The following is a 13074-nucleotide window of genomic DNA, read 5'->3' on the forward strand; positions in this document are numbered from 1 at the left end:
ACTCCGGCTTTCCTGGTTAAGGCAATGGTTTCTAAGCGATACGCATTATTGCAATGGTGACAGAACATTGCGGTAACACGCTTTTACCGCTACCTTAACCACACTCCATCGGTCACCTGAGGCGGAGCTTCGCCCCTTTGAAATACCTTGCTTCTTTTCGTACAACCCTGAAAGCCTCGCGCTACATGTTCAGAGCATTGGCGTTAGTGCTCTGGCTGTTGATTGCTTTTTCATCCGTTTTTTACATCGTTAATGCGTTACATCAGCGAGAATCGGAAATTCGTCAGGAATTTAATCTGAGTTCCGATCAGGCTCAGCGCTTTATTCAACGCACCTCTGATGTGATGAAAGAGCTGAAGTACATCGCTGAAAATCGCTTATCGGCAGAAAACGGTGTGCTTTCCCCGCGTGGACGAGAAACGCAGGCGGATGTGCCTGCGTTTGAACCGCTGTTTGCCGACTCCGATTGTTCAGCAATGAGTAACACCTGGCGAGGTTCTCTGGAGTCATTGGCGTGGTTTATGCGCTACTGGCGCGATAATTTTTCTGCGGCTTACGATCTCAACCGGGTATTTTTAATCGGCAGCGATAACCTCTGCATGGCCAATTTCGGTCTGCGTGATATGCCAGTGGAACGCGATACCGCGTTGAAAGCGTTGCATGAACGCATCAATAAATATCGAAATGCACCACAAGATGATAGCGGCAGTAACCTCTACTGGATCAGCGAAGGTCCGCGCCCTGGCGTCGGGTATTTTTACGCGTTGACGCCAGTTTATCTGGCGAACCGGTTGCAGGCGCTTTTGGGTGTCGAGCAGACCATCCGGATGGAGAACTTTTTCTTACCGGGTACGTTGCCGATGGGGGTTACCATTCTTGATGAAAATGGTCATACCCTGATTTCGCTTACCGGACCAGAAAGCAAAATTAAGGGCGATCCTCGCTGGATGCAGGAACGCTCCTGGTTTGGCTATACGGAAGGTTTCCGGGAGCTGGTGCTGAAGAAAAATCTGCCTCCCTCATCGCTAAGCATCGTTTATTCGGTGCCGGTTGATAAGGTGCTGGAACGCATTCGCATGTTGATCCTTAACGCAATTTTGCTGAATGTGCTTGCTGGAGCTGCATTGTTTACTCTCGCGCGGATGTACGAGCGGCGTATTTTCATTCCGGCGGAAAGCGACGCCCTGAGACTGGAAGAACATGAGCAGTTTAACCGCAAGATTGTCGCCTCCGCGCCAGTGGGTATCTGTATTTTGCGTACCGCAGATGGCGTCAATATTTTAAGTAACGAACTGGCGCATACCTATCTCAATATGCTTACGCATGAGGACCGCCAACGGCTGACACAAATTATCTGTGGGCAGCAGGTCAATTTTGTTGATGTCCTGACCAGCAACAATACCAATCTGCAAATCAGCTTCGTCCATTCGCGCTATCGTAATGAAAACGTGGCCATTTGTGTGCTGGTGGATGTTTCTTCGCGCGTGAAGATGGAAGAGTCGTTGCAGGAGATGGCACAAGCAGCGGAACAGGCGAGCCAGTCAAAATCGATGTTCCTTGCCACCGTCAGTCATGAGCTGCGAACGCCGCTGTATGGCATTATCGGTAACCTGGATCTGTTGCAAACCAAAGAGTTACCGAAAGGCGTCGATCGTCTGGTGACGGCAATGAACAACTCTTCCAGCCTGTTGTTGAAAATTATCAGCGATATTCTCGATTTCTCGAAGATTGAATCGGAACAGTTGAAGATCGAACCGCGTGAGTTTTCACCGCGTGAAGTGATGAACCACATCACCGCCAACTATTTACCGCTGGTGGTACGCAAGCAGTTAGGCTTGTACTGCTTTATTGAACCGGATGTGCCAGTGGCCTTAAATGGCGACCCGATGCGTTTACAGCAGGTCATCTCCAACCTGTTGAGTAACGCCATAAAATTCACCGATACCGGCTGTATAGTTTTGCATGTCCGCGCTGATGGCGATTATCTCTCTATCCGTGTTCGCGATACCGGCGTGGGGATTCCGGCGAAAGAAGTGGTGCGCTTGTTTGATCCCTTCTTCCAGGTCGGAACGGGCGTACAGCGAAACTTCCAGGGGACCGGTCTGGGTCTGGCGATTTGTGAAAAACTGATCAGCATGATGGACGGCGATATCTCGGTAGATTCAGAACCGGGAATGGGCAGCCAGTTTACCGTGCGTATTCCGTTGTACGGCGCTCAGTACCCGCAGAAAAAAGGCGTGGAAGGGTTGAGTGGTAAACGCTGCTGGCTGGCGGTCCGCAATGCGTCGCTCTGTCAGTTCCTGGAAACCAGTTTGCAGCGCAGCGGCATCGTCGTAACAACATACGAAGGGCAGGAACCGACTCCCGAAGATGTGTTAATCACTGACGAGGTAGTGAGTAAAAAATGGCAGGGCAGAGCGGTAGTGACCTTCTGTCGTCGCCATATTGGTATTCCGCTGGAGAAAGCGCCAGGGGAGTGGGTACACAGTGTGGCTGCACCGCATGAGCTACCGGCATTGTTGGCGCGTATTTATTTGATCGAGATGGAGAGCGATGATCCTGCTAACGCTCTGCCGTCGACGGACAAAGCGGTCAGCGATAATGACGATATGATGATTCTGGTCGTGGATGATCATCCGATTAACCGGCGTTTGCTGGCAGATCAGTTGGGATCGTTGGGCTATCAATGTAAAACCGCGAATGATGGCGTCGATGCGCTTAATGTACTTAGCAAGAATCATATTGATATCGTGCTTAGCGACGTCAACATGCCCAATATGGATGGTTACCGCTTGACGCAACGCATTCGTCAGTTGGGACTGACGTTGCCGGTAATCGGAGTAACAGCTAATGCGTTGGCTGAAGAGAAGCAGCGGTGTCTGGAGTCCGGTATGGACAGCTGTCTGTCGAAGCCAGTAACGCTGGATGTGATAAAACAGACGCTGACGGTATATGCCGAGAGGGTCAGGAAATCGCGGGAATCGTAGGCCGGATAAGGCGTTTACGCCGCATCCGGCATTCAGTGCAAATGCCAGATAAGACACTAACGCGTCTTATCTGGCCTACAGGTGATTAGTCTTTATCTGCCGGACTTAACGTCACTGAAGAGAGATAATTCAGCAGGGCGATATCGTTCTCGACACCCAGCTTCATCATCGCAGATTTCTTCTGGCTACTGATGGTTTTAATACTGCGGTTTAGCTTTTTAGCGATCTCGGTCACCAGGAAGCCTTCCGCAAACAGGCGCAGAACTTCACTCTCTTTTGGCGAGAGACGTTTGTCACCGTAACCACCAGCACTGATTTTTTCCAACAGGCGAGAAACGCTTTCCGGGGTAAATTTCTTCCCTTTCTGCAGCGCGGCGAGAGCTTTCGGCAGATCGGTCGGTGCACCTTGTTTCAGCACGATCCCTTCGATATCCAGATCCAATACCGCACTAAGAATCGCCGGGTTGTTGTTCATAGTCAGAACAATGATCGACAGGCTTGGGAAATGGCGCTTGATGTACTTAATTAAGGTAATGCCATCGCCGTACTTATCGCCAGGCATGGAGAGATCGGTAATCAACACATGCGCATCCAGTTTCGGCAGGTTGTTGATCAGTGCTGTAGAGTCTTCAAATTCGCCGACAACATTCACCCACTCAATTTGCTCAAGTGATTTGCGAATACCGAACAAGACTATCGGATGGTCATCGGCAATAATTACGTTCATATTGTTCATGTAATAGGCTACCTTGCTACAGCAAGCTCTTGACATAACTGTCAATGTCGCTGATGTATTTTTCTATTCCTGGAACATCCTTCTCACGAATCAGATGTTCCAGCGTTTCACATAACTGCTTGCCGGGTACCAGATTTAGCATGGCAAATACGCCTTTAAGACGATGAGCCGTTTGGGCTAACGCAGCAAAGTCACTGGTTGCTGCTTCAGTATACAGCCTCTTAACATCATCCGGTACTGTGTCTACAAAGAGCGCATAATAGCCGCTGGCATGGAGTTGCGCATTTTCATCTCCGCCCAGAGGCGATTCTGTCACCTCTTCCTGCGCCAGTTGCACTTCAATTAATTGTAAGACCGCTTCCTGCATAGCGTTGCTCATATTGAAGTTGACGCACAATTGACCAGGCCCAATTTCCCGTACGCCAGACTCATCATCGCTTAAAAGCAAGCCAGAGGCAGTAAGATTAGACGGATTATCCGTTAAAAAGATATCATAATCTTGACTAATTAATCTTTCATCGGGTGTGATACAGGTTGCACCCCAATTTTCTAACTGGCGAGTGACAATATTCCGAATTTCTGCCGAAGTAACATCCACCATTACGCAGACATCATCCAGTAAACGCTCTTCTTCCTCTTCAACTTCCGGGTCAGCTGCGAGCATTTTGATATGCACAGAGTAGCGTGTACCAAGCCCATCCCGCGTTTTGATGTTTAAATGACCGCCCAGTTTACGTGCCAGTTGATCGCTCAGCCAGAATGCCAGCGGGTCCGCCTTGCCATAGCGATCGTTTTGGGTCTGGTTGATAAACGGGAAGTGCAAATTATCCATTTCATGAATGCTTACGCCTTCTCCGGTGTCCAGAATGCGGAACGTCAGGCGGTCTTCGGAGGACTCATCCTGATCAACCTCAAGGGTGATTTTTCCCAATTGCGTTGAGGTCACGGCATATTGCATCAGTAGCAGCAAAATACGTCGTAAGGCATCGCGATCGCCGCGGCGCATATCGTGTGCTTTCAGATGATTGTTAATCAGCAGTTGCAGACCTTTACGCTTGATGGCAGGCAACACTGAAGGCACAACTTCATCTATTAAATCCTGCACGGAGAACAGCACCGTCTCACTTTTCCAGCTATCGTCCGCAAGCATGTTCGCTAACTGTATTTCATCGACCAGCCGCACCAGCACATCTGCCTGATTCGCCAGTTGTTTGCTTTCCGGGGCATTGAGTTTAGCCGCGCTCTCCGCCAGGGACTGTGCGGGTTCTTTCAGCGCATCGCCAATGTTTTTCATAAAGGTCATCCGCCCCTGCTGGTTTTTCTCATACAGACGCTGCGCCTGCTTGAGTTTCTTGTTTACCAGCACTTCCCGATCCTGATCGCGAATAATGAAAATTTGTGTGCGCGGCGCGACCTGGCTGCGGAACATGCGGATCTCATACAGCTCGTTATTGATCGTCGCCTGAATAATCCCCTGATGCTGTTCCGCCATGGTGGTGATGTTTTGCAGATTCAAATGCGGCAGCAAATGATCGGCAATTTTGTTACTTATGACAGTGCGGTTCGATTCCTGATCGTGAACCAGCAGGCCGAGCGGCAGCAGTGAGACTATCTCTTCATTGATTGCCCGTAAAATGCGCAATTCGTTATTGACCGCCGTGTTGGGTAGACTTTCTGTACTGCGACTGGAGAAATGGCGAAATGTGGTATAGCCAAATAACGCCAGCGCCAGCAAACCGATGTTCAGCAGCAGTGGCAGCAGAATGTTTTGCAACGTATCCAGCAATAAGGTGCCATAAGGAACCTGCCAGACCAGGCGCATATCGGTAGAGTTGAGTGCCGAGGAGATTTCAATCTTCGTACTGTTAAAGTGGATACTGACGCTATCCGTCCCTTCTTTCTCATTATCATTGTCTCCCGTTGCCGTCGCGTCTGGCTCAAGGCGGAAACTGTCCAGCGGCATACCCGGTGGGATCAAATCATTAATCGGCAGATCAAAAGCCACGACCGTTGCCAGATGTCCCGGCTGGTTGAACGTGGTACGCAAGGTAAAGTAATGACCGTTCTGCCAGGCCAGGCGGCGCATGTTAGAAAAACTTTCGCGTTCATCGAGGGCGTTGGCCTGTTGCAACATCTCTGCACGACGTGAATCAACAATGTCGCTGACGGTCGATTCTTTAAATCCGGAGGTGAGATCTTTAAGGGGTAGGGTTGAGATCAGCACCAGACTGTTATCCTGACCATTCAGGTAATACATCGACCACGGTACATTTTCTGCGCCCCACAATGTATCCAGATAAGTGGACATCCGCTGAGTCATCTCAAGCGTTGAGTTGTCGTGAGAGCCAAAGATTAACGCTTCCGTTTTGCGACGCGGTTTTTCCAGATAGTAGACATCCTGTTTCAGGCGCGTCTCTTGTAAACCTTCGCCGGAGGAGGGGGAGGTCGTCGCGGCAATGTTGTCGTAGATCTGCCAGGTCACGTAACGCCAGGTATCGACGCGCTTTTGGATAGCGTGGGTAATGTCGACAATCTGGTAACTTTTATCTTTCAGCCAGGCGTTAACGGCGCTTTGTACCATTACACCCATCGTCACCAGTAACACAATGATCAACAGTAAAAAGAAGCGGGTAATGCTCCCCGGTAGGAGTGAAAAGCGGGTCGTGGCCGTTGTCTCTTTCTGACGCATTCGTGTTTATGACCTGTTAAAACTTCGCGAAGTGATAGGGCAGTATAAAGGGTACAGTGTGAAATTCCAGACTCTTACCTGATTGATGATTCTCTATTCTCCCGTGATATTTATCATCCTGCATTGGGGGAAATAGATGTACAAGCGCCATTTTACTGTACAAATAACCTACGAAAAGCCCAACGAAATTAATTGCAAATAAACGAAGATTGCTGGAAATTATGCTGATGTTAATTATTTGTGAAATAGTTAGCAAGGGTTATAGTTTTTCTGTGGTAGCACAGAATAATGAAAAGTGTGTAAAGAAGGGTAAAAAAAAACCGGATGCGAGGCATCCGGTTGAAATAGGGGTAAACAGACATTCAGAAATGAATGACGGTAATAAATAAAGTTAATGATGATAGCGGGAGTTATTCTAGTTGCGAGTGAAGGTTTTGTTTTGACATTCAGTGCTGTCAAATACTTAAGAATAAGTTATTGATTTTAACCTTGAATTATCATTGCTTGATGTTAGGTGCTTATTTCGCCATTCCGCAATAATCTTAAAAAGTTCCCTTGCATTTACATTTTGAAACATCTATAGCGACAAATGAAACATCTTAAAAGTTTTAGTATCATATTCGTGTTGGATTATTCTGCATTTTTGGGGAGAATGGACTTGCCGACTGATTAATGAGGGTTAATCAGTATGCAGTGGCATAAAAAAGCAAATAAAGGCATATAACAGAGGGTTAATAACATGAAAGTTAAAGTACTGTCCCTCCTGGTCCCAGCTCTGCTGGTAGCAGGCGCAGCAAACGCTGCTGAAGTTTACAACAAAGACGGCAACAAATTAGATCTGTACGGTAAAGTAGACGGCCTGCACTATTTCTCTGACGACAAGTCTGTAGATGGCGACCAGACCTACATGCGTCTTGGCTTCAAAGGTGAAACTCAGGTTACTGACCAGCTGACTGGTTACGGCCAGTGGGAATATCAGATCCAGGGCAACGCTCCGGAAAGCGAAAACAACTCCTGGACCCGTGTGGCATTTGCTGGTCTGAAATTCCAGGACATCGGTTCTATCGACTATGGTCGTAACTACGGCGTAGTTTACGACGTAACTTCCTGGACCGACGTACTGCCAGAATTCGGTGGCGACACTTACGGTTCTGACAACTTCATGCAGCAGCGTGGTAACGGCTTCGCGACCTACCGTAACACTGACTTCTTCGGTCTGGTTGATGGCCTGAACTTTGCTGTTCAGTACCAGGGCCAGAATGGCAGCGTAAGCGGTGAAAATGATCCGGATTTCACTGGTCATGGCATCACCAACAATGGTCGTAAAGCTCTGCGTCAGAACGGCGATGGCGTTGGCGGATCTATCACTTATGATTACGAAGGCTTTGGTATCGGTGGTGCGATCTCCAGCTCCAAACGTACTTGGGATCAGAACAACACTGGTCTGATCGGTACTGGCGACCGTGCTGAAACCTACACTGGTGGTCTGAAATACGACGCTAACAACATCTATCTGGCTGCTCAGTACACCCAGACCTACAACGCAACTCGCGTAGGTTCCCTGGGTTGGGCGAACAAAGCACAGAACTTCGAAGCTGTTGCTCAGTACCAGTTCGACTTCGGTCTGCGTCCGTCCCTGGCTTACCTGCAGTCTAAAGGTAAAAACCTGGGTGTCATCAATGGTCGTAACTACGACGACGAAGATATCCTGAAATATGTTGATGTTGGCGCGACCTACTACTTCAACAAAAACATGTCCACCTATGTTGACTACAAAATCAACCTGCTGGACGACAACCAGTTCACTCGTGACGCTGGCATCAACACTGATAACATCGTAGCTCTGGGTCTGGTTTACCAGTTCTAATCTCGATGGATATCGAACAAAGGGCCTGCGGGCCCTTTTTTCATTGTTTTCAGCGTACAAACTCAGTTTTTTGGTGTACTCTTGCGACCGTTCGCATGAGGATAATCACGTATGGAAATAAGCTTTACCCGCGTGGCACTGCTGGCTGCCGCGCTCTTCTTTGTTGGTTGCGATCAAAAACCACAACCCGCCAAAACCCACGCTACTGAAGTTACCGTTCTTGAAGGCAAAACCATGGGTACCTTCTGGCGTGCCAGCATCCCGGGCATTGACGCCAAACGCAGCGCCGAACTTAAAGAAAAGATTCAGACCCAGCTGGACGCCGACGATCAGCTGCTTTCGACCTATAAAAAAGATTCTGCGCTGATGCGCTTTAACGACTCGCAAAGTTTGTCGCCGTGGCCGGTAAGTGAAGCGATGGCCGATATCGTCACCACCTCGCTGCGCATTGGCGCAAGGACCGATGGTGCGATGGATATAACCGTCGGGCCGCTGGTGAATCTGTGGGGCTTTGGCCCGGAACAACAGCCGGTTCAAATTCCGAGCCAGGAACAGATCGATGCGATGAAAGCCAAAACCGGCTTACTGCACCTGACGGTCATTAATCAGTCGCATCAGCAATATCTGCAAAAAGACCTGCCGGATTTATATGTCGATCTCTCCACCGTCGGTGAAGGTTATGCGGCGGATCACCTGGCACGCTTGATGGAGCAGGAAGGGATTTCCCGCTATCTGGTGTCGGTGGGCGGCGCGCTGAACAGCCGTGGTATGAACGGTGAAGGCCAGCCGTGGCGGGTAGCGATTCAAAAACCAACCGATAAAGAAAATGCGGTTCAGGCCGTGGTGGATATCAACGGTCATGGCATTAGCACCTCTGGCAGCTACCGTAACTATTACGAACTGGACGGCAAACGCCTTTCCCATGTTATCGATCCGCAAACCGGGCGTCCCATCGAACACAATCTGGTATCCGTGACGGTGATTGCTCCGACGGCGCTGGAAGCCGATGCCTGGGATACTGGCTTGATGGTACTCGGGCCGGAGAAAGCCAAAGAGGTTGTTCGCCGGGAAGGGCTGGCGGTTTATATGATCACCAAAGAAGGCGATAGCTTTAAAACCTGGATGTCACCACAGTTTAAAAGCTTCCTTGTCAGCGAAAAAAATTAAAGCGCAAGATTGTTGGTTTTTGCGTGATGGTGACCGGGCAGACTAAAGGCTATCCTTAACCAGGGAGCTGATTATGAAAAACGCCACATGCTTAACTGACGATCAACGCTGGCAATCTGTCTTAGCCCGCGACCCGAATGCCGACGGCGAATTCGTTTTCGCCGTGCGCACCACAGGCATCTTTTGCCGTCCGTCTTGCCGCGCCAGACATGCCTTGCGGGAAAATGTCTCCTTCTACGCAAATGCCAGCGAGGCACTCGCCGCCGGATTTCGCCCCTGCAAACGTTGTCAGCCAGACAAAGCCAATGCCCAGCAACATCGGTTGGATAAAATCACCCACGCGTGTCGACTGCTGGAACAGGAAACGCCTGTAACGTTGGAAGCCTTAGCCGACCAGGTGGCGATGAGTCCATTTTATCTACATCGGTTGTTTAAAGCGACTACCGGAATGACGCCTAAAGCCTGGCAACAGGCCTGGCGCGCTCGCCGTTTGCGCGAATCGCTGGCGAAAGGGGAGAGCGTGACGACGTCTATTCTTAACGCCGGATTCCCCGACAGCAGCAGTTACTACCGCAAAGCCGATGAAACGCTGGGCATGACGGCTAAACAATTCCGTCACGGTGGCGAAAATCTGGCGGTGCGTTACGCGCTGGCTGATTGTGCGCTGGGGCGTTGCCTGGTGGCAGAAAGCGAGCGGGGGATTTGCGCGATATTGCTGGGCGATGATGACGCGACACTAATCAGCGAGTTGCAGCAGATGTTTCCCGCTGCCGACAACGCGCCTGCCGATCTGACGTTTCAGCAACATGTGCGTGAAGTGATCGCCAGCCTCAATCAACGCGATACGCCGCTGACGTTACCGCTGGATATTCGCGGCACTGCTTTTCAGCAACAAGTCTGGCAGGCACTGCGCACGATACCTTGCGGTGAAACCGTCAGTTATCAGCAACTGGCTAACGCCATCGGCAAACCGAAAGCGGTACGGGCCGTTGCAAGTGCCTGTGCCGCCAACAAGCTGGCTATCGTTATACCCTGTCATCGGGTAGTACGCGATGATGGATCGCTTTCAGGTTACCGCTGGGGCGCGTCGCGCAAAGCGCAACTGCTGCGCCGCGAAGCTGAGAATGAGGAGAGGTAATGTTGGATCTGTTTGCCGATGCTGAACCGTGGCAAGAGCCACTGGCGGCTGGTGCGGTAATTTTACGGCGTTTTGCTTTTAATGCTGCGGAGCAACTGATCCGCGATATTAATGACGTTGCCAGCCAGTCGCCGTTTCGCCAGATGGTCACCCCCGGGGGATATACCATGTCGGTGGCGATGACCAACTGTGGGCATCTGGGCTGGACGACTCATCGGCAAGGTTATCTCTATTCGCCCATTGATCCGCAAACAAATAAACCGTGGCCCGCCATGCCGCAGAGTTTTCATAATTTATGTCAACGTGCGGCTACGGCGGCGGGCTATCCAGATTTCCAGCCAGATGCTTGTCTTATTAACCGCTACGCTCCTGGCGCGAAACTGTCGCTGCATCAGGATAAAGACGAACCGGATCTGCGCGCGCCAATTGTTTCTGTTTCTCTGGGCTTACCCGCGATTTTTCAATTTGGTGGCCTGAAACGTAATGATCCGCTCAAACGTTTGTTGTTGGAACATGGCGATGTGGTGGTATGGGGCGGTGAATCGCGGCTGTTTTATCACGGTATTCAACCGTTGAAAGCGGGGTTTCATCCACTCACCACCGACTGCCGCTACAACCTGACATTCCGTCAGGCAGGTAAAAAAGAATAAAAATAAGAATTATTATTGCTGTGCGCGCGAAGATGTTTAAACTGCGGGCTGTAATTCATTGTCCGGGTTTTCTGCATGGAACTTCTTGTACTTGTCTGGCGGCAGTATCGCTGGCCATTTATCAGTGTGATGGCGCTAAGCCTCGCCAGTGCGGCTTTAGGCATTGGCTTAATTGCTTTTATCAATCAGCGCCTTATCGAAACGGCGGATACCAGTCTGCTGGTGTTGCCGGAGTTTCTGGGATTATTGCTGCTGTTGATGGCAGTCACTCTCGGATCGCAACTGGCGCTCACCACTTTGGGGCATCACTTCGTTTACCGACTGCGTAGTGAATTTATCAAGCGGATTCTGGATACCCACGTCGAGCGCATTGAACAACTCGGTAGCGCCTCGTTGCTGGCGGGATTAACCAGCGATGTGCGCAATATCACCATTGCTTTTGTGCGTCTGCCGGAACTTGTGCAGGGGATCATTCTCACTATCGGTTCCGCGGCGTATCTGTGGATGCTGTCGGGCAAAATGTTGCTGGTAACGGCTATCTGGATGGCGATCACCATCTGGGGCGGTTTTTTGCTGGTGGCGCGGGTGTACAAACATATGGCGACCCTGCGTGAAACCGAAGACAAGCTGTACACGGATTTTCAAACTGTACTTGAAGGGCGCAAAGAGCTGACTCTGAACCGGGAACGCGCCGAGTATGTGTTTAACAACCTCTACATTCCTGATGCGCAAGAGTATCGCCATCATATTATCCGCGCAGACACCTTCCATCTTAGTGCCGTGAACTGGTCAAACATCATGATGCTGGGCGCTATCGGCCTGGTGTTCTGGATGGCGAACAGTCTCGGTTGGGCTGATACCAACGTTGCTGCGACCTATTCGTTGACGCTTTTATTCCTGCGTACGCCGCTGCTTTCGGCGGTTGGCGCATTGCCGACGCTGCTGACGGCGCAGGTGGCGTTTAACAAGCTGAACAAATTCGCGCTCGCGCCTTTCAAAGCAGAGTTTCCGCGCCCGCAGGCGTTTCCCAACTGGCAAACGCTGGAGCTGCGTAACGTGACGTTTGCTTATCAGGATAACGCGTTTTCCGTTGGTCCGATTAATCTCACCATCAAACGTGGCGAGCTGCTGTTTCTGATTGGCGGCAACGGTAGCGGAAAATCGACGCTGGCGATGTTGTTGACGGGCTTGTATCAGCCACAAAGCGGCGAAATCTTGCTGGATGGCAAACCTGTCAGCGGCGAACAACCGGAAGATTATCGCAAACTGTTTTCGGCAGTGTTTACCGATGTCTGGCTGTTTGATCAACTGCTGGGGCCGGAGGGTAAACCCGCTAACCCGCAACTGGTTGAGAAGTGGCTGGCGCAGCTGAAAATGGCTCATAAGCTTGAGTTAAGCAACGGGCGTATTGTTAACCTGAAGTTATCAAAAGGGCAGAAAAAACGCGTGGCGCTGTTGCTGGCGCTGGCAGAAGAACGCGATATTATCCTGCTGGATGAATGGGCGGCGGATCAGGATCCACACTTCCGTCGTGAGTTTTATCAGGTGTTGCTGCCGCTGATGCAGGAGATGGGTAAAACTATTTTCGCTATCAGTCATGATGATCATTACTTTATCCACGCCGACCGCCTGCTGGAAATGCGCAACGGGCAACTTAGCGAGCTGACGGGCGAAGAGCGCGATGCCGCTTCGCGTGATGCCGTTGCCCGGACGGCATAATATTACGACGCTGACCTGGCGGACTGCTGCCGCCAGGTCAATATGCTAAAAATCCCTTCATTTCTAATAACCCTATAATTAATCAACGAAATTATAATGTTTCTAAAATTAGAATATAATT

General features: G+C 50.3%; 8 protein-coding genes. 6 read left to right on the forward strand and 2 right to left on the reverse strand.

Going from position 1 to position 13074, the window contains the following annotated elements:
- Nucleotides 1–137 precede the first annotated feature (137 nt).
- Nucleotides 138–2987: a two-component system sensor histidine kinase RcsC gene (gene rcsC / locus ACJHW7_RS05705; protein ID WP_000876014.1), complete on the forward strand. Its 2850-nt coding sequence runs from the start codon at nucleotides 138–140 to the stop codon at nucleotides 2985–2987.
- Between the two features lie 85 nt (nucleotides 2988–3072).
- On the opposite strand, the gene rcsB is transcribed toward rcsC, so the two are convergent.
- Complete coding sequence (gene rcsB, locus ACJHW7_RS05710) at nucleotides 3073–3723, reverse strand: response regulator transcription factor RcsB (RefSeq protein WP_001061917.1); 651 nt, start codon at nucleotides 3721–3723, stop codon at nucleotides 3073–3075.
- A gap of 16 nt (nucleotides 3724–3739) precedes the next feature.
- Nucleotides 3740–6412, reverse strand: a complete 2673-nt coding sequence (rcsD, locus tag ACJHW7_RS05715) for a phosphotransferase RcsD (RefSeq protein ID WP_001249109.1) — start codon at nucleotides 6410–6412, stop codon at nucleotides 3740–3742.
- A 739-nt stretch (nucleotides 6413–7151) separates the two neighbouring features.
- Between rcsD and ompC the strand changes: the two genes are divergently transcribed.
- The 5 genes from ompC (at nucleotide 7152) to yojI (ending at nucleotide 12953) form a co-directional block, all read left to right on the forward strand.
- Nucleotides 7152–8279, forward strand: coding sequence for a porin OmpC (ompC, locus tag ACJHW7_RS05720; protein WP_000865544.1), 1128 nt, complete (start codon nucleotides 7152–7154; stop codon nucleotides 8277–8279).
- Between the two features lie 111 nt (nucleotides 8280–8390).
- The gene (apbE, locus tag ACJHW7_RS05725; RefSeq protein WP_021556993.1) at nucleotides 8391–9446 is read left to right on the forward strand and encodes an FAD:protein FMN transferase ApbE; all 1056 of its coding nucleotides are present in this window, start codon (nucleotides 8391–8393) and stop codon (nucleotides 9444–9446) included.
- Nucleotides 9447–9519: 73 nt separating this feature from the next.
- Nucleotides 9520–10584 carry a bifunctional DNA-binding transcriptional regulator/O6-methylguanine-DNA methyltransferase Ada gene (gene ada, locus ACJHW7_RS05730; RefSeq protein ID WP_001613474.1) on the forward strand — a complete coding sequence of 355 codons (1065 nt, stop codon included), beginning with the start codon at nucleotides 9520–9522 and terminating at the stop codon, nucleotides 10582–10584.
- The gene (gene alkB, locus ACJHW7_RS05735; RefSeq protein WP_000884972.1) at nucleotides 10584–11234 is read left to right on the forward strand and encodes a DNA oxidative demethylase AlkB; all 651 of its coding nucleotides are present in this window, start codon (nucleotides 10584–10586) and stop codon (nucleotides 11232–11234) included. Before ada ends, alkB begins: the two co-directional genes overlap by 1 nt.
- 75 nt (nucleotides 11235–11309) lie before the next feature.
- Complete coding sequence (gene yojI, locus ACJHW7_RS05740; protein WP_000422175.1) at nucleotides 11310–12953, forward strand: microcin J25 efflux ABC transporter YojI; 1644 nt, start codon at nucleotides 11310–11312, stop codon at nucleotides 12951–12953.
- The last annotated feature ends 121 nt before the right edge of the window (nucleotides 12954–13074 follow it).

Origin of the sequence: Escherichia sp. WS1152 (genome assembly GCF_046487665.1) — a bacterium.
GTDB classification, from domain to species: Bacteria; Pseudomonadota; Gammaproteobacteria; order Enterobacterales; family Enterobacteriaceae; genus Escherichia; species Escherichia coli.

Excerpts from the sequence above, each read along its gene's own strand:
- rcsB (WP_001061917.1), bottom strand. The coding sequence starts at position 3,723 with ATGAACAATATGAACGTAATTATTGCCGATGACCATCCGATAGTCTTG.
- rcsD (WP_001249109.1), bottom strand. The coding sequence starts at position 6,412 with ATGCGTCAGAAAGAGACAACGGCCACGACCCGCTTTTCACTCCTACCG.
- ompC (WP_000865544.1), top strand. The coding sequence starts at position 7,152 with ATGAAAGTTAAAGTACTGTCCCTCCTGGTCCCAGCTCTGCTGGTAGCA.
- apbE (WP_021556993.1), top strand. The coding sequence starts at position 8,391 with ATGGAAATAAGCTTTACCCGCGTGGCACTGCTGGCTGCCGCGCTCTTC.
- ada (WP_001613474.1), top strand. The coding sequence starts at position 9,520 with ATGAAAAACGCCACATGCTTAACTGACGATCAACGCTGGCAATCTGTC.
- alkB (WP_000884972.1), top strand. The coding sequence starts at position 10,584 with ATGTTGGATCTGTTTGCCGATGCTGAACCGTGGCAAGAGCCACTGGCG.
- yojI (WP_000422175.1), top strand. The coding sequence starts at position 11,310 with ATGGAACTTCTTGTACTTGTCTGGCGGCAGTATCGCTGGCCATTTATC.